At 69.6% G+C, this 16,725-nt stretch carries 15 protein-coding genes and 3 pseudogenes; 9 read left to right on the forward strand and 9 right to left on the reverse strand.

Annotated features, from left to right (window positions below; genetic code table 11):
* The first annotated feature begins 666 nt into the window (after window positions 1-666).
* From ACZ4Z1_RS38130 to ACZ4Z1_RS38150, 5 genes and pseudogenes are all read left to right on the forward strand, one after another.
* Complete coding sequence (locus ACZ4Z1_RS38130) at window positions 667-1,143, forward strand: transposase (protein ID WP_468491270.1); 477 nt, start codon at window positions 667-669, stop codon at window positions 1,141-1,143.
* A 98-nt stretch (window positions 1,144-1,241) separates the two neighbouring features.
* Window positions 1,242-2,384, forward strand: coding sequence for a hypothetical protein (locus ACZ4Z1_RS38135; protein ID WP_468491271.1), 1,143 nt, complete (start codon window positions 1,242-1,244; stop codon window positions 2,382-2,384).
* A 344-nt stretch (window positions 2,385-2,728) separates the two neighbouring features.
* A complete protein-coding gene (locus tag ACZ4Z1_RS38140) occupies window positions 2,729-2,875 on the forward strand; it encodes a hypothetical protein (protein WP_468491272.1) in 147 nt (48 codons plus the stop codon).
* Window positions 2,876-2,957: 82 nt separating this feature from the next.
* Window positions 2,958-3,659 carry a DUF6283 family protein gene (locus ACZ4Z1_RS38145; protein WP_468491273.1) on the forward strand — a complete coding sequence of 234 codons (702 nt, stop codon included), beginning with the start codon at window positions 2,958-2,960 and terminating at the stop codon, window positions 3,657-3,659.
* 250 nt (window positions 3,660-3,909) lie between these two features.
* Window positions 3,910-4,077 (forward strand): annotated as a pseudogene (locus ACZ4Z1_RS38150) (transposase); the annotation flags it as partial.
* A gap of 93 nt (window positions 4,078-4,170) precedes the next feature.
* Here ACZ4Z1_RS38150 and ACZ4Z1_RS38155 read toward each other — a convergent pair.
* The 3 genes and pseudogenes from ACZ4Z1_RS38155 to ACZ4Z1_RS38165 form a co-directional block, all read right to left on the reverse strand.
* A pseudogene (locus ACZ4Z1_RS38155) lies at window positions 4,171-4,385 on the reverse strand (IS5/IS1182 family transposase); the annotation flags it as partial.
* 562 nt (window positions 4,386-4,947) lie between these two features.
* Window positions 4,948-7,038, reverse strand: a complete 2,091-nt coding sequence (locus ACZ4Z1_RS38160) for a SpoIIE family protein phosphatase (RefSeq protein ID WP_468491274.1) — start codon at window positions 7,036-7,038, stop codon at window positions 4,948-4,950.
* A 535-nt stretch (window positions 7,039-7,573) separates the two neighbouring features.
* Window positions 7,574-8,839 (reverse strand): SpoIIE family protein phosphatase, encoded by a 1,266-nt coding sequence (locus ACZ4Z1_RS38165; protein WP_468491275.1) that lies wholly within the window; start codon window positions 8,837-8,839, stop codon window positions 7,574-7,576.
* Window positions 8,840-9,058: 219 nt separating this feature from the next.
* Between ACZ4Z1_RS38165 and ACZ4Z1_RS38170 the strand changes: the two are divergent.
* Window positions 9,059-9,211, forward strand: a pseudogene (locus ACZ4Z1_RS38170) (transposase); the annotation flags it as partial.
* Between the two features lie 606 nt (window positions 9,212-9,817).
* Here ACZ4Z1_RS38170 and ACZ4Z1_RS38175 read toward each other — a convergent pair.
* Window positions 9,818-10,279 (reverse strand): lamin tail domain-containing protein, encoded by a 462-nt coding sequence (locus tag ACZ4Z1_RS38175; RefSeq protein ID WP_468491276.1) that lies wholly within the window; start codon window positions 10,277-10,279, stop codon window positions 9,818-9,820.
* A gap of 613 nt (window positions 10,280-10,892) precedes the next feature.
* Between ACZ4Z1_RS38175 and ACZ4Z1_RS38180 the strand changes: the two genes are divergently transcribed.
* Complete coding sequence (locus ACZ4Z1_RS38180; protein WP_468491277.1) at window positions 10,893-11,609, forward strand: chaplin; 717 nt, start codon at window positions 10,893-10,895, stop codon at window positions 11,607-11,609.
* 297 nt (window positions 11,610-11,906) lie between these two features.
* Here ACZ4Z1_RS38180 and ACZ4Z1_RS38185 read toward each other — a convergent pair whose 3' ends face one another.
* Window positions 11,907-12,293 carry an STAS domain-containing protein gene (locus ACZ4Z1_RS38185; protein ID WP_468491278.1) on the reverse strand — a complete coding sequence of 129 codons (387 nt, stop codon included), beginning with the start codon at window positions 12,291-12,293 and terminating at the stop codon, window positions 11,907-11,909.
* Window positions 12,294-12,767: 474 nt separating this feature from the next.
* The gene (locus tag ACZ4Z1_RS38190) at window positions 12,768-13,592 is read right to left on the reverse strand and encodes an ANTAR domain-containing protein (RefSeq protein ID WP_468491279.1); all 825 of its coding nucleotides are present in this window, start codon (window positions 13,590-13,592) and stop codon (window positions 12,768-12,770) included.
* Between the two features lie 133 nt (window positions 13,593-13,725).
* On the opposite strand from ACZ4Z1_RS38190, the gene ACZ4Z1_RS38195 reads away from it, so the two are divergent.
* Complete coding sequence (locus ACZ4Z1_RS38195; RefSeq protein ID WP_468491280.1) at window positions 13,726-14,076, forward strand: helix-turn-helix transcriptional regulator; 351 nt, start codon at window positions 13,726-13,728, stop codon at window positions 14,074-14,076.
* A 142-nt stretch (window positions 14,077-14,218) separates the two neighbouring features.
* Here ACZ4Z1_RS38195 and ACZ4Z1_RS38200 read toward each other — a convergent pair whose 3' ends face one another.
* Both ACZ4Z1_RS38200 and ACZ4Z1_RS38205 read right to left on the reverse strand, forming a co-directional pair.
* Complete coding sequence (locus ACZ4Z1_RS38200; RefSeq protein WP_468491281.1) at window positions 14,219-15,124, reverse strand: helix-turn-helix domain-containing protein; 906 nt, start codon at window positions 15,122-15,124, stop codon at window positions 14,219-14,221.
* An 81-nt stretch (window positions 15,125-15,205) separates the two neighbouring features.
* Complete coding sequence (locus tag ACZ4Z1_RS38205; protein WP_468491286.1) at window positions 15,206-15,448, reverse strand: DUF397 domain-containing protein; 243 nt, start codon at window positions 15,446-15,448, stop codon at window positions 15,206-15,208.
* A gap of 193 nt (window positions 15,449-15,641) precedes the next feature.
* Here ACZ4Z1_RS38205 and ACZ4Z1_RS38210 point away from each other — a divergent pair, with 193 nt between their 5' ends.
* Window positions 15,642-16,043: a restriction endonuclease gene (locus ACZ4Z1_RS38210; protein ID WP_468491282.1), complete on the forward strand. Its 402-nt coding sequence runs from the start codon at window positions 15,642-15,644 to the stop codon at window positions 16,041-16,043.
* A gap of 290 nt (window positions 16,044-16,333) precedes the next feature.
* On the opposite strand, the gene ACZ4Z1_RS38215 is transcribed toward ACZ4Z1_RS38210, so the two are convergent.
* A complete protein-coding gene (locus ACZ4Z1_RS38215) occupies window positions 16,334-16,630 on the reverse strand; it encodes a SpoIIE family protein phosphatase (RefSeq protein ID WP_468491283.1) in 297 nt (98 codons plus the stop codon).
* Between the last annotated feature and the right edge of the window lie 95 nt (window positions 16,631-16,725).

Consider the following 16,725-nt stretch of genomic DNA (forward strand, 5'->3'; position numbering starts at 1 on the left):
ACATCGGGTAGTGCCATGAGGCGCGCTGCTGATTGCGTAAAGTAACTGGCGTGTCGGGTTTGCCTGGAGCGCAACGATGCCTCCAGGCAACCGACTTCAGACTCTAGAAGAATCCAAGTTTCTTTGGGTTGTAGGAACAAAGAAGATTCTTCGTCTGTTGGTGGTACAGCAGCTGATCCCATCCTGACCTCGTAAAACGGTAGTTGGTGCCCCCTTCGGGCGGAGGCTGGTCCGGAAATGGTCCGGATCTTGGTTTGGTGGCGTTAGTTCGGGTCATGTTGCGGCGGCAGTGAGAGGGATTGAGAGCAGACGGGATAGGTGGTTGGTTGCCCGGACGCTCGCTGTCTGGGTTCGAGCGTGGGTGGACCCGCGGGCCGATCCAAGATCGTGCGGAGTCGAAGGTTGTGCCCTCGCGTCGGCCGAGCCGTAGCAGGCTTGTATTCCGGCACAGCGGGCCGGTGCAGCGACTGAGAGGTAGGCCCGAACAGCCGAACTTGTAGCGTGACGGACGCTTGTGAGCGACCTTAGCTGGGACTCAAACGGCGGTTTCCAGTACTGTCTACGGCTCCTTCGTCCACTGGCAGCAGGACGGCATCTTCGAGCAGCTCACCGGGTTGCTCCGGCGGCTGGTCCGGTGTGTGAGGGCCGCGATGTCGAGCCCTCGGCGTGCTCGACTCTCAGACGATCAAGACCTCGGCGAACGTGCCGCGGGCCGGGCTATGCACCGACGCGGGCAAATGGCCCATCGGGTGCAAGCGGCATCTGGACTGCGACACCGTGGGCCTGTTTACCGGGCAAGTCACCGCCGCAAGCGTGTCCGACACCGCGGCCGACGTCGCCCTGCTGTCCCGCACCGCCCCCGCCCATCCCCGCATCCGCAAAGCCTGGCTGCACGCCGGCTACCGCACCACGGTCATCGACCACGGCGCCCACCTAGGCATCGACGCCCCCGCCCCCGCCCGCCCGACGCCCACGGGCAGAGTCGCTTCCTCCACCGCCACGCTGGGGGCAAGAAGACCGGACATACCGTCGAGCATTGCCTCAGTTCGCGGTCCCTCCGAAGAGGGCCATGCCATTCGGTCTCTGCCGGACCCTCGCAGTGGCCAGTCCGGCCACGTGATCCGCACCATCTCGCCTGTGTAACCGTCCCAGTGCCAGTACCGCCCATACACGGATAGCAGACCTTGAGGCGATCGACAAAACATGGCATCGAACTGATGATCTGGTGTAAATATGCGGCTATGCCCAGCAGCTTGTTTGAGCGCGTGCGCAAGGTGTCCGACGAGGTCATGGACCCGCGCTTCCGCGTCCTCCGCGACCACCACATCCACCAAGCCACCCGGCGGCTGATGGACGAAACCTTCGCCACGTTCAACGGCGCTGACCGAAGCTTCGTCCGCGAGTTCCAGACCGGCGGCTTCTCTCCCCGCGTCCTGGAGCTGGCTCTGTTCGCGGCGCTCCACGAACAGGGACACACTCTCGAACACACCGGGGGTGCACCGGACTTCCTCCTCGGGGGAGACGACCCGGTGGCAATTGAAGCCACCACCAGCAATCCCACTCAAGGCGCGTCGCCTGCGGCCGATCTCGAACAGCTCCCACAGGGCAAGCACCCCTTGGTCCCCGCGGACCTGGACGATGCCGAAGCCGAGTTCGTGCTCCAGTCTGCCAAGGCGCTGCGCCGTAAGCTCGAGAAGCGGTCCGCCCAGGGGCACGCCTACTGGCAGGCCCTCCACGTGCAGGGCCGCCCGTTCGTGATCGCCCTGGAGTCCTTTCATCACCTCAGCGCGCTGTTCCACACCGTTGGCCCGCTGGCCAGCTACCTGTATGGGCGCCGAGACGTGACCACGCGCGACGACCGTGGCGCTCTCGTCCTGACCAGCGAGAAGATCACCGAACATCGGCGCGGCGACACCAGCATCCCCAGCGGCCTGTTCGCCCAGCCCGAAGCCTCGCATCTTTCGGCCGTTATCTTCTCCAACAGCGCCACGGTCGCGAAGTTTCACCGCATCGGCACCGAGCTGGGCTACGGGCCGGACGATGTCGCCATGCTGCGGTACGGAACCTTGCCCGACCCAGACCCGAATGTGGACCGGCCCATCGAGCACGCCTACGTGGTGGGGGACTACGGCCCCGAGGAGCGTGAAACCTTCAGCGAGGGCTTCCACATCCTTCACAACCCGTGGGCGAGCATCCCGATCGCCGACGGTGCCTTCCCCGGCTTCACCGAACATCGCCTCCGGGACGACGGGTTGGTCCTGACGACCTCCACCCGCCCCGACTACTTCACCTCACACACCCTCGTCTTCCACGCGCCCGACGCCCAGCGCAGGGTGCGCGACTACGCGGAGCGCTACCAGGCGGCTGCTGCCTCCTCCGGCTGACGTCGTGCCTACCGTTCCTGCGGCAACCACCCTCGCCTGGTCGGCGGGCCTGCATTGTCAGTGTCCCTCGCGATGATGGAACCGGAAGCGCTCGTGTATAGGGCAAAGGCAGGGAATGCTGATGTTGGTGCCGTGGACCACGTTGGAGCCGACGCAGACGGAGAACGTAGTCGCCGACGGTCTACTTCTCATGTGCCGTACCTTGCCGGGCGACCGCGATCGGGCAGAATGCAAAGCAATAAGCTGGGGCGGAGGAGCGTTGCGAGTGAGGCCAGGAAGGCAGCAAGAGCTGGCCAAGGACACCGGCGAGGCGCATGCCGGGGACGGGGCACTCGCGAACAGTCGTGTTGACCCTGGCCGGGACCGCCGCGATGCTGGTGCCCGTCGGCGGGCCCGCCGCGCTGCGCCTGGCCGCCTGCACGGTGGCCGGGCTCGCCCTGACCACCGGCTCCGCCGTGGTGGCGGCGGCCCGGTTCAGGGGGAGGCGCTGATCTCGCCGCGCGTCTTACGCCGCTGGCAGCGCCAGGTGCACGTCGCCGCCGGCCGCTCCGGCGTCCCGGGCGGGGGTGCCCGGTGAGCGCCGCCGACGCCCTGCCGTCCAGCGGGGACCGTGCGCACGACCGCCGGGTGCGTGCCCGGCTGGCCGAACTCTCCGCCGAACGCGGTCTGCCGGCCGAGGAGGTGCTCGCCCAGTTGAACGCGGCGTTCGCCGACGGCCGGCCTCCCGCGCCGCAGCCGGCGGCCGCCGACAGCGCGGCAGCGGACACCAAAAGCCCCCGGGCCCGGGTGATCGCCCGGCGCCTCGCCGACGGCGAGTGGAGCGTGACGACGTCCGTGGCCTATGCCGGTCCGTCCGCCGCGCGGGCGCGGCCGTGCGGCGGGCCCGAGCCGTGCCCGTGGCGCCGCGACGCCCCGCCCGGCCAGTTCCCTGCCGAAGCGTTCCGGCACTCGGCCGCGACCTCCCTGCCGGGGGCCGACCGGCATTTCGGCTGCCACGCCAGCCGCCCCGAGCAGCCTCAGACCTGCGCCGGGTGGCTGCTGCGCGGCGCCCGGCACCACGCCGGTGTGCAGCGGATGCTCGCCGACGGCACCCTGGCCCGCCCTGTCCTGCCTGCCGGGATGGAGCTGTACGACTCCTATGCCGCCATGGCCGTCGCCAACGGCGTCGCCCCCGACGACCCGGTCCTGACCGGCCCGGCTCCGAACACCGCGCGCGCCACAGCGGACTTCGTGCCGTTCTCCTGCGACCAATCGAAGAAGGGGGACCCGCGATGAGTGTCAAGTCCTGCTCCCGCCGCGCCGAGCCGCCGGGTACGGCCCGGTCCGCCGCGGACCAGAGGGCACGGCCGCTGCCCGCTCCCCGCCGCCCGGGCCAAACCCGGGCCGCGGTGGCGGCGCTGAAGCGCCAGCCGCGTTTCGCCGCGTGTGCCGGACACCTGGCCGCCCTGCCCGGCACCAGCGCAAGGACGGCGGCTTCCGCAGTACTTGGGCCAGGGCCGACGCTCCACCACGCGTGGTGCCGATGTTCGCGGTCGTTCCCCGCCGCTGGGTGATCGAGCGGAGTTTCGCCTGGCTGGGACGCTACCGGCGGCTTTCGAAGGACTACGAGTACCTGGCCGCCAGCCAGGAGAACGCGATTTACCTGGCGACCGTGCTGCTCCTGCTGCACCGCGTCGGAAGACCGCTGCCCTGAACGGGACCTCTCAGGCGCCCTCTAAAGTGTGTTGCAGAAGGCTGTGAACTGCCAGCCGCGCCTGTGATTTTGGCGTTGTCTGTTCATGCATGCTGCAAGAGCGAGATTGTGCATGTGGGCGACGCCCTGGACGGCGTGATGGAGACCGTCGCCGCGTTGCCGGCAGTAGCGGAGGATCTTGTGGTTCTTCATCCGGCCGATCACATGCCCACCCGGGGGTGGGCCCTGCTGGGGGCGGCGTTGTCTTCTTACTCGCCCCTCAGCAGTGGCCACCCGGGCCGTTTTTGCGGTGCGTGACGATGAGGAATTGTCTTCGAACGTCACGCCCGCATCGGGAGTGATGCGAGGGTGAGGGCTGCTCGGTAGGGCTCGCTCGCAGGAACCTTCGGCGTCGGTCCCCAGGAACGCCGTCAGCTCCGGGGCACGACTTCCGGCACACGCTGATTGCCGAGGCCACAGCGGTGCGCAGGCAGCGGCCAGGACACGGGCCAGGTGCACGTTCCGCCGGCGACGGTGACCGCCGAGCCTGGCGGCTTCGTAGTATGGAAGCGGCGGGCCAGAAGATGTTGCTCCGTCCGGCGGTCGGCCGACCAAAGACGCCGACGGCGAGCCGTGCCCCGTCCTCCACCAGGAAGTGGACGGCATTGTGCGGTAGGTAGCCGTCGCAGCCAAGGCCGGGCCGGGGCCGAGGCGGGGTCGTACTTGACCGCGTGAGGACACAGCCCCGAGCCTCCGGCGATGACCGGTTCTGCCGGGGCGGCAGGGTCGCCGCGCGCCGCGCGATGATGCTTGTTGTGGTCCCCGCACGCGGGGACCCCGCTTCGCACGGGGGGCGACCGGGGCGGACAGCGGCGGCTACTGGCCAAGTGCTCAGTCCTCCACGTGGAGGATGATGACGCAGGTGTCGTCTTCGGGGTTCGTGTCCAGGGTGGACAGCAGGGTCTGCAGGTGACGTTCGGGGGTGGTGTCGGCGTCCTGGACGGCGGTGTCCAGGAGTTGCTGGTCGCGTTCGCCGGTGTGGTCGGTGCGGCGTTCGACGAGTCCGTCGGTGTAAAGGATCAGGCGGTCTTCGGGGTGCAGCAGGGTGGTGGTCAGTTCGTAGCCGGGGGGGAGGATGGCGCCGAGGGTGGTGCCGGTGTTGTTGTCCAGCTCCGTCGCCTGGCCGTCGCGTACCAGGATGGGCGGAGGGTGGCCGGCGCGGGCCCAGGTCAGGGTGCGCTGGCGGGGGGTGAAGAGGCCGACAATTGCAGTGGCTGTCAGCGTTTCTTCGTGGTGGTGGAAGGCGAGGAGGTTGAGGCAGTCGAGGATCTGGGCTGCATCGGCGCCGGTGTGTGCGATGCCGAGCAGAGCGTTGCGCAGCTGCGCCATCTTCGCAGCGGCGCGCAGGCCGTGCCCGCTCACGTCTCCGATGGCGATCAGCACCCGGCCGTCGGGCAGCGGCGTGGCCTCGAACCAGTCCCCGCCGACGCGGGAGGAGTCCTCGGCGGGTCGGTAGCGCAGCGCTACCCGCAGGCCGGAAAGTACGGGATGGGCGCGGGGCAGCAGTGCCATCTGTAGTTCTTCGGCCAGGCGCAGGCGCTGGAGCTGGAGCTGGTGCCGGGATTCTTCCAATGCGGCCGCCGCGCGGCGCAGGGCGGAGACATCCTGGGCAACGGCGCGCACTCCGGTGAGGCTGCCGCGGCTGTCGCGCAGCAGTTCGACATGGATACTCACATGGCGTGGGCCGTCTGCGGCGGCAGTGCGGACCTCGAACCACACCGGCCCGGGTCTTTGCGCCAGTGCCTGTACGGCATGGGCGACGGTCGGCAGGTCTTCTGCGAGGATGTAATCGGCCAGCATGCGCAGGGGCAGCGGGCCGCAGTTGGGGTCCAGGCCGAGGATGTCGTAGACCTTGCGTGACCATGTGACGTCGCCGGTAGCCAGGTTCCACTCTGCCCAGCCGAGGCCGGCCAGGCGCTCTGCATCCTCCAGGCGGGCCTGGGCGCGGGCCTGCTCGTCGTGGAATTGCCAGCTCACCAGCAGACCGCCGCCGATGCGCTGGGCACGTACGCTCAGCAGCGCCGGGTGTAGAACGCCGTGAAACGGTTCCTCGTAGGAGAAAGGGCCTTTCTCCAGAGGGGCGCCGGTTTCCACAACTTGGGCATAGGCGTCGAAGAGCCAGGACAGGGCCATGCCGGGGAAGGTGTCCAGCAGGCGGCTGCCGGTGATCTGCTCGGGTGTGCGTCTCAAGAGGCCGGTGGCGTGCTGGTTGCAGCGGTCGATGGTGAATTCGACGACCCGGCCGCGGGGGCCGCGCACCGGGAAGAGCAGTGCGGCTGGTACAGGGATGGTGTCGAGGACTGTGCCCAACCAGGGTGCCCGTAGGTCGTCGTTCGGCAGTCCCAGGGTGGCCAGGCCGCGCAGGCGCCGCCCGGCGGTATCGGCCAGGGTCTCCGCCCGGGCCCGGGCGGACGCCTCCACCGGGGAAGGGGCGGACCAAATGACGCTCACGATGCCCACCATGGAGGGTTCCGCAGGTGCCGGGCCACGGTCGTCCTCAGCCGGGCAGTCGGTGTCGGCAACATTGAACCGGGGAGAGAGCCAAGCCAGGATGCGATCGCCGCTCTCGTCGTCCAGCCACAGCAACTGCTCCTCCTCAATCATCCGGGCGAGGGGGAGCACGCAGTGCAGCGGCAACCGGGACCAGTCGGTGACTGCTCTGGCGTCGGTCCCGGCCACACCGCTCATGCGCAGTGTGCCTTCGATGTCCATGACGGCCAGCAGCACGGTCTTTGCGCCCAGGCGGAGCGTTTGGCCGTGCAGGCGCTCCGCCAGCTCTGTTGGGCTGTGGGCCAGTGACAGTTCAAGGAGCGCGCCGGTGGGGCCTGGCCCGTGGCCGGCCTCTGGCGGGTTCCCGGCGGAGCCGGGTGCCTTGCCGCTGGCACCGTCATCGCTGATCTCCGGGCAGGCGGATGGGCCCACCAGTCCGTTTGCCCACGCGTGTGCTTGGGCCTGTGTGCAACCCAGGCGCTGGATCAGGCAATCTTCGACATGGGCCTGCCACGTGGCGGTTCCGGTAGCGGGCAGCGGGCAGTGATCCCCGGATGTTTGTGGTCTTCGGGAACCGGACGTGTCATGGTCGCGCCGTTCCATGGTGCCTCGTCGTCTCCCAGGCCATTGTGCGGAACGCCGCAGGTTCAGGTTTCGTCAGATGGTGCCGCGGTCAGCGGGTGCTGCGGCAAGGGTGGGCACACTGGGCTGTGTCACGGCATTTGCCGGCCTGAAGGAAGGGTGAACCAGACGGTTTTGCCGTCCGGGTGGGGGCGGATGCCCCAGGCGCCGGCGAGGGCTTCGACCAACTGCAGGCCCCGTCCGTTCTCTTCTACGCATCTGTCGCTCCGGGGCCAGGGACGGGCAACGCCGAGGGGGCTGCGGTCGGTGACCTCCACACCCAGCTCACGGTCGCTGGACCAGATCCGCATATCGAGCGGGCCCCGGGCATGCAGGACGCCATTGGTCAGAGTTCTGATGCCAAGAGCATCACGGTGTCCACCATGTCGCCATGCCCCCAGCAGAGTAGCTGTGCCTCGACGAAGCGTCGGCCGGCTGGCACCGAGGCGGCTTCGTTCGGCAGGCGCTGGGCGGCAGCGGTGAGGGGAGCGGGTGGAAAGGTGACCAGAAGCAAGGACACGTCGTCGGTCTGCGTGGTCGCATTCGGCTGCAGCTTGTGCAGGATGTGATCAGCGGCGCTCTCCATGTCACCGAGGGCGCCAACAGCATCCTGCACGGTCGTGGCCAGGAGGGTGAGCCGGGTGTCGATGTCCTCGTTAGGAGTTTCCACCAGCCCGTCGGTGTAAAGGGCCAGGGTCGCGCCCGGCCGCAGCGGCAGGCACACTTGCTGGTGTGCGGCGTGGCCGACCCCCAGAGGGATACCGGTCGGCACGGCCAGCGTCTCGACGCTCCCGCCGGGGCCGATGAGGAGCGTGGGCAGGTGGCCGGCCGAGCAGGCGGTCATCTCGCCGCGGGCCGGGTCGGCTTCCAGGTAGGTGCAGGTAACGAACTGCTCCGGCAGCCCGCGGGTGAAGGTGTCCAGCGCCTGCATCAGCTCGCACGGCGGCAGGCCGGCCACCGCCAGTGCCCGGGCGGCAGAGCGCAGTTGTCCCATGACCACGGCCGCATCGAAGCCGCGGCCCATGACGTCCCCGATCACCACCCCGAGGCGCCCGGCGCCCAGGTCGATCAGGTCGAGCCAGTCGCCCCCCACCCCCTGCCCCTGGGTAGAGGGCAGGTAACGGGTGACCGCTTGGGCCTGGGGAATCTGCTCGCAGGCGCCCATAAGGCGCAGCGCCAGAGAGATGTGGCGCTGCCGGGCGTACAGGTCGGCGAGTTCCCGCTCGGCCCGTTTGCGGTCGCTCACATCGCGCATGGTGGAGCAGGCGCCCGTGATGGCACCCTTTTGATCACAGATCGGCCACAAGGTCACGTCGACATCCAGTACGCGGCCGTCGCTGGTGACCCGCCGGGTTTCGTAGTGCTCGATGCGCTCGCCGCGGCTGCTGCGCTGCAGCAGACCGGCTTCCTCGTCTTTCAGGTCGGGTGGGATGAGCAGGCTGATGTGCCGGCCGACGGCCTCTTCGGCCGGGTAGCCGTACAGGCGCTCGGCAGCGGCATTCCAGAACGTAATCCGTCCGCCCAAGTCCTTGATGAGGGTGGCATCTTGCGAACACTCCACCAGCCCGCGGAACAGCTCTGGCCTGTCGGCGGAGTACTGCTGGGTGTCCACTGTCTCCATCAGCGCCTCACTTCACACAAATGCTGAGCCCGGACGCCGGCCAGGAAGGGAGCTGGCCGGTGCCTCCGCCGCCTGCGGCATGTGGGCATTGCAGCACCTTTGCCCCTGGCCGTCCCGCCATTGACATTAGTCGGCTTATCAAGCCCACCATCGATCATTCATGAAGAATTTCTGCCACTTTATGCGTGTGTTGTTCACGAGCTTGTGGGAATGTCCGGCGCGGCCGCCAACCGGCCCATCTACGTGGCTTTGGCCGTCACCGCCGAGGGGCGGCGCAAGGCTCTCGACCTGCGGGCGGGCGACGGTGGTGAAGGCGCCAAGCGCTGGCTACACATCCTCACCGGGAGTAGGAACCGCGGCGTGAGCGGTCGTGGCTGAACACGCACCGGATGGCCCAGCCTGGCCGACGGGTCTGCGGATACCCGTCAAGGGCACCGGTCGGCGAAGGTCACGTTGCTCGGGAATGCGCACGGTGCCAGGCGCGAAGCCTGTGCGGGGCGGCGCACTCAGGCGCCGTCCCGCTCCCGGGCCACCTGCGGCCGTCCTGCCACTGCTCGGCTGCGGCGTTCGTCACGTGAGCAGGTTCCCGTGCCGCCAGCCGGCGGCAGTGAAGTCGGGTGGGGAGGAAGGACTCGGCGGTCGCGCCCGGTGGCCTCGTAGGTGATCCGGTACCCGCACCGTGCACACTCCTCGCGGACTGCGACCCCGTTCTCCAGGCGGGTGCGGTGGTGCTGCACAGCACACCCGTGCAGGGCCATGGTCGGAAGCATGATGTTCCCTCCTGCTGGCCTGCGGCCGTGCTGGGCGCAGGCCGGGGCAGGGGCATGGTGCCGGTGCCGGGCGGCAGGCCAGAAGGCTGATAACCGGCCGTCGTGCAGTGCAGCAGGCCGGGCAGGGCGGTGCGCCGCAGCTCTCCCCGGGGCTGCGGCGCACCTGGTGGCGGGGTCGCTGGGAGGCGGCCCGGCCCGGTCAGCGGCGGCCCCAGTGCTTGGTGTCGACGACGTGACGGTGGTCGTTGCGCAGGGTGGCGGTGTCGCGCCGGTTGTCCCAGACGTAGGTGCGGCGGTCCTGGAACACGTCGCGCCAGGTGTCACGCCCGTTGCCGGTATGCACGCGCACTTCCTGGCGGCCGTTCAGGCGCAGGTTGTTGAAGCGGTAGATCTTGTGGGTGCGCTCGCTGGTCAGGGTCCAGCCCTTGAGGTTGACCGGGCGGTGGCCGGTGTTCTTCACGGTGACCCACTCGGCGTTCAGCGAGCGGTTGGAGCCGTCGTCGCGTCCGGGGGAGTCGGCCTGGACCGCGCCGATGACGACGGGGGAGCGGTGCGGGGCCGGCAGGGTGTGGGCGCCGGTGGCTGAGGCGGGCAGGGCGGCGGCGGTGACCACCGCGGCCGAGCTGAGGGCGACGGCCGCGAGACGGGCGGAACGGGACATGAACAACCTCCTGCGGACAGCCCCGCCGACGGCGGGACCAGTGGGACGAGATGCCCGGACGGCTGCCGGGCGCCCCTACTGTGCGTCCGCCGGCCAGGCCGTGGTTGAAGATGCGACGGTCCATTACAGAACACGGACATTTGCACAACCCTTCTCGATCCGCCGTGCACGCCCCCGCGCCCAGCCATCGGCCGCGCGCCCCCGGCGCAGCACACCGAACACGGCGCTGAGGTGCGGCTTTTCCGGGGCAGAGGCTTGTGAGGGTGGTGCTGCGTACGGGTGTGCGCGCGGGCCGTGAGTTGCTGGGAACGCATGTCCATGCCGAAAGTGGCCCGCGAGAATGCCGTGGGCGGGTGAAGAACCGATCAGGCAGCGGGAATCCCGAAACGCCGCGCGTTTCCTCCTGGCATGACGATCGTTTGGTCCGATACGACGCGCTCAGCATCCCGGCCCGCTGCTGTCATGGCTGTCCAACCGGGGCGGGTTTGGCGGGAGTTCGCCGCATGAGCGGTGGTGCCCGCCGCAGGGGCTGGGCGACATCCCTTCGGGATGCGGGCACCTGGTCCACACCAGGTGCCCGGTTCGTCATCTTCGACAAGGTGAAGGACCACACGTGCAACATCTGGTGAAACACAGCGTGCTGGTCGCCGCGACGGCGACCGGGATACTGGCCGGCGCGGCGGCGGGCGCGCACGCCGACTCAGGTGCCGCGGGACGCACCGCGGCCGCCCCCGGCGTACTCGCGGGCAACCTGCTCCAGGCCCCCGTCCATCTGCCGGTGAACCTGTGCGGAAACACCGTCAACGTCATCGGCCTGCTCAACCCCGTCTTCGGCAACCACTGCGCCAATCCCGGCGGTCACCACCACCCTCCCGGCCACCAGCCTCCCGGTCACAAGCCTCCGGGGAGCCACCAGCCTCCCGGCCACCACCCTCCCGGCCACCACCCTCCCGGCCACCAGCCTCCCGGTCACAAGCCTCCGGGGAGCCACCAGCCTCCCGGCCACCACCCACCCGGCCACCAGCCTCCGGGGAGCCACCAGCCTCCCGGCCAGAAGCCGCCTGGTCACCGTCCACCGGGGCATGAGGCCCCCGGCTCTCCGGGGCCGGGGCATCGTCCGCCGACGGATGTCGCCGGAGAGGTGGACTCCCGTGTCCCGCCGGCCGCGTCTCCGGCCGGCGGCAAGGGCCGGGTGGTCGGGCAGGCCGCCCCGGTTCCGGCACTGGCCCACACCGGCAGCGAGCATCTTGGTGCCGCGGCTGCCGCGAGCGGTGTGCTGCTGCTCGGCGGGGTGGCGCTCGTGCGCCGACGGCGGAGCCTGCGCGCCTGACGAGGGTGTCTTCGGTACGGCGTGAGAAGCCGCGCCTGGCGGTACCCGGCCCGGGGGCCGCCAGGCGGGCTTTCCTCCTCGGGTGCAGGGGCCGGCCGGCACCGGACCGGTGCACGGGGGCGTGTCTCGCCCCCCGTTGCCCGATGGCGCGCCTCGCCTCCGTCCCCCGACGGCGCGTCATGCTTCACCGGCTGTCCCTTCGTGGCCCGCACGGTCTTCTGGACGGAGCAACGAACCGCCCCCCAGCCGGTCACGTACCGTTGCAGTTCTTTCACCCGATGGTCACGGTCGGTGGCGTCACGGCGGGGGCTCGGTGAACAGGGCACCGCGCCCGGGGGCCAGGCCCATCCGCTGCCAGGTGCGGCCGTCGCCGGCCAGCGCGCGGAGCGCGGCCGCGCTGTCGGGGAAGGCGGGCAGCAGAGGTCCGGTTCCGGTGCGTTCGATGACCTTGTGCAGGGCCGCTCCGGGGCCGGCGAGCAGCAGTTCACCGCCGGCCGAACGCAGACGCATGGCTTTGCGGACCAGGACGGACAGGGCGTCGATGGTCAGCCGCTCCACCACCGACACGTCGACGATCACGGTGGGGGTGGTGGCGCGGCACCGGATGACCGATGCCAGGCAGCTCACCGTCTCCCACGATCCGTCCGGCAGTGGCAGCAGGTGGTACTGGGCAGGTCGGGACAAGAGGTAGGAGACCTTTCCGCGTGCAGGGCCGGGCGCCTTGGACCCGGGAGCGTTGCGGCTCAGCGGCCCAACGCGCCCACTGTGTCCCTGGCATACCCTTGCGCCACTTCGGAATCCCGGGTCTTCTGCATGAGGTTGCCTACACACCGGGCGTATCGGGTGCGGTTGGGCAACTGGCGTGGGGCGGTGGGTTTACCGCCGGGGGGAGGGGTTACCCGGCCATGACCTTGATCGGTTTTGCCAGGGGTCAGGGAATGTTCGCCGCAGCCGGCCGGGAGGCCGCGGTGAGCGGTCGCTGCCGTCGGGGAAACGGCGGCGATAAGCCCGCCCGGCCGGACACGGGGCGGTGCAGCGGGCCGAACGCGATCCTCCCTCGGCCAGGCCGACGGAATCCTTCCAGCGTGCCGTCGGCGATCTTTTGTGTGCCGGGGCCCGGTGGGTGCCGCAGACGGCGAAGCCGAGCGGACCTGGCGGCTACGGGGGTGGTGGGGCAGTGCGTTGTCCGGGGAGAGTGCCGGTGTGGGCGGATGAGTTCGGCGATTCGGGCGTGTCCGCCTTCACTGCGGTGACCGCGTCCGTCAGGTGCCGTCGTGTGGTGCCGGGCAGGGGGGTGCCCTGATGGCTGTCGAGGAGGTCCTGGGCGAGGCGGTGCAGTTTGGTGTTGGTCTTCTGGGAGGTGGTGACCAGGACGGCCCAGGACGCTTCAGGGGTCAGGTTGAAGGTGGCCATCAGGATGCCGCGGGCCAGGTCGATGACCGGCCGGGTCTGCATGGCCCGGCGCAGCTGGGCCACCTCGGTGCGCAGTTCCTGGTCGGTACCGTCCTGGAGGCTGTGACGTTCGCCGGGGGCGGGGGAGGGCACGGGGGAGAGCATGGTGTGCTGGCCGTTCGGGGGCGGGGCCTCGAACAGGTCCCGGGTGCCGCTCAGGTCCAGGATCCGCTCGACGGCGCGGCTGCGGGTGGTGATGGTCAGGCTCTTGTCCTGGGCGAGGGCGCGTCTGCGCAGGTCCAGCAGCAGGCCCAGGCCGGCGCAGTCGCAAAAGTGCACGGCGCCCAGGTGCAGGTCGAGGCCGCGAACGCAGTCGGCCAGGGCGGCATGCAGGCCCGGCTCGATGTGCCGGCCGGCGGCCCAGTCGAGGTCACCCTTTATCACCAGGCTGGTCCGGTCACCGCCGGCGGTGACCTCGATCGCCAGCAGATACGGCCCAAAAGCCGCGGGTCCCGGCGGGGGCGCGCCGCTGGGGGCGGGTCCGGGGCCATGTCCGGGGACGGGGGATGCGCTGGGTGCGGGCTCGGGCATGGCCGTCTTCTCCTTCGTCGGCTCGCCTGCCTTCGTGTCCAGATTCGTCCACCCAGAACACACACGTCAATCAATACATGAAGAATGCTACGTGCTTTGTGGTGCGTGAAACGCAGGTCGTTATAGTCGGGGCATGTATGAGGTGCCCGAGCCCCACACCGGATGGACGTTCTTGACCAACCACGCCCGGGTGCTGGCGGCCATCGCCGACAACGATCACGCCCGCATCCGCGACATCGCCGCCCACTGCCGGCTGACCGAACGCGCCGTGCAGAAGATCATCGTCGACCTGGAAGGTGACGGGTACCTCTCCCGCACCCGCGAGGGGCGCTCCAACACCTACCGGATCGAGCCCGGTAAAACGTTGCGGCACCCGGCCGAAGCGGACCTCGGCCTGACCGTGGCCGCCCTGCTCTCCCTGCTCGTCCAGGATGAGCACCAGCGCACCGCACCCGTCCACGGCCGTCACACCGGCACCAGCTGATCCCTGGCGGCCTGCCGGCCGCAACGGCACTCAAGTCCCTCCGGTGTCACCGCAGGGCGCTGTCAACGCCGGTGCGTCTGCAGGCGGTTCGCCGGGGGGCTCGCTCGCGTCTGGAGCCGCGGCCGACGGTATTGGCCCATGGTTACGTCCCCTCCGCTGCGCTGACCAACTGTTGCAGGATGGCCTGGGTCTGCCGGGGGGATTCGGCCTGGGTGCTGAGCTGGTCTGTCACGGTGAGGTAGTGGTCGGCGTCCTTGCGTTTGTCCAGGTAGAGGGCGCTGGTCAGCTGCTCCAGGTAGACGATGTCGGGCAGGTCCGGCTTCAGGAGGCGCAGGATGGTGATGGGGCCGCCGGCCGCCGCGTGTCCGCCGAGGCGGAATGGGGCCACCTGCACCGTGACATTGGGCAGTTGCGACATCTCCAGCAGGTGTTGCAACTGGCCGGTCATGGTCCCGGGGCCGCCGAGCGGGCGGCGCAGACACGCCTCGTCCAGCACCGCCCACAGCCGGGGCGCACCGGGCGCGCTGAGCAGGGCCTGCCGTCGCAGGCGCAGGTCAACCCGGCGTGCGATCTCTTCTCCGGTCGCCTGCGGGTTGCCGAGCTGGCACACTGCCCGGGCGTAGTCAGGCGTCTGCAGCAGCCCGGGCACGAACTGCACCTCGTAGGTGCGGATGACTGAGGCTGCCTCTTCCAGGCCGAGGAGCGTCTCGAACCAGGTGGGCAGGACGTCGTGGTACTGGTGCCACCATCCGGGCGTGCTGGTCCCGCGCGCCAGCGCCAGGAACTCGGCACGCTCGGCCTTGGCCGTGACCCCGTAGAGCGTCAGCAGATCGGCCACGTCACGTTCCTTGCAGCCGACACGGCCCAGTTCCAAGCGGCGCATCTTGGCGTGCGAGCAGCGGATGACCTGCCCAGCCGCCTCCCGGGTGATGTCCGCCGCCTCCCGCAGCCGGCGCAACTGCGTTCCCAGGATGATCCGCAGGACCGTCGGGCCGCCCCGGGGACGCTCGGTGCACGAGCGCGGAGAGTGCTCGGGCTTCGCGGGCACGCTGACTCCCCTGGGGACGGATGAACGTTCAGTCTTCTATTCGCCCCGCCGGCTGCGGTGAGTATCCGGCCGACATATGCGTCAGCCGGCCGTGGTGAGATCGTCGAAGTCCCCGCCCCTGGCCCCCTGGAGAAAAGCCGCGATCTCGGCGCGGGTGTAGACCAGGACCGGTCCAGCCGGGTGGCGGGAGTTGCGTACCGCCACCTGGCCATCAGCCAGAACGGCCAGCTCAACGCAGTTTCCGTTGGGATTGCTGCGTGAGCTCTTGCGCCACACCGCCCCCTCGACCGCATCGGCAGATACGTCGTTGGAATATGACTCCACCACGTTCCCTCCTCCTTCAGGACCGGGCACCGACTGTTGCGGGACCACACGCGCATGGCGCGATATGGGCCCCGCGCGGCCGTTCTTACCGATGCAATTGCAAATGTACTTGCAGCGGAAGGCAACCGACGAGGACGCTAGCCGTTCCCAACCGCGCGGCCTAGCTCCGAAATGAACCCTGACGGAGATCGCGATGACCACACCTTCGGTACCGATCAGGCGCGACGCCCTCCACGCGGCGCTGCCCCTCGACCGTGAGCCCTACCTGGTGCTGGCCCAGGCGGTCCTGGCCTGGGCCGGACCGCACGAAGTGCTCCAGCGCCGCGACTACGAACAGATTGCTTGGCAACTGGCCGACCATGCTCGCGCCGTCGCCGAAGACGTCCGGCACTGCTGCGCCGCACTGCCGAAGACCAGTGCGATACGGGCCCTGACCGAGATTGTGCTCGGCGAAGCCGAACGGCGCCTGTCCGTTCCTCCGCGCCCCACGGTCGCCGGTGTGCAAAACCTCGCCCGGCTCCTGCGCGCTCTCTACGAGCGCCACGGCCGCATGCGCAACGCACCACAACCCAGCCACGCCGCCCTCTCATCCTGACGGCCGACGCGAACTGGCTCCAAGGCCCGAGGTCGCGCCTGCTTCCCCTGGCGGTACCGCAGGTCCAATCCGACTTGGGCGAGGTGCAAGCACGGGGCGCGCTGTCCCCGCGTACGCTCCCCGCAGATCAACACGAGGGAAACCTGGCACACCGACCTCCCGCGCCTGACGCGCTCTCAGGGCCATGTCCGCGCTCCGAAGCCTTGATGAGGAGAAACGGCGGTGTGGGTCAGTTGCCTGGCGCGCAGGTATGTGGCCATGTCCTGGGACCACCGGGGGCGGAGGCAGCGTCAGCAGCCGGCCCTCGTGGTGCTCGGCGGGGCTGCCGGGAAGGCGATCAGGAGCAGGGGCACATCGTCAGCGGCGTCGGCCGCGGTGACATCGGGCAGCATGGCCTGCACGACGTGGTCGGCAGCCTTCTCCAGACCGCCGGCTTGCGAGCAGGCTTGCCGAAGCACCGCCGTCAGGGCGGCGACGCGGGTGTCGATGTCGCTGTGCGGGGTCTCGACCAGGCCGTCGGTGTACAGCGCCAGCGTGGTGCCGGCCCGCAGCGGCAGGCACACCTGCTGGTGCGCCACCCCGCCCACCCCTAGGAGCTGTCTTCAAATGTCACGCCCACATCAGGAGCGATGCGAGGGTGACGGCTGCTTGGTAGGACTCGGCGGTCTTGTCGTAGCGGGTG

The organism is Streptomyces sp. NPDC030165, from assembly GCF_055573595.1.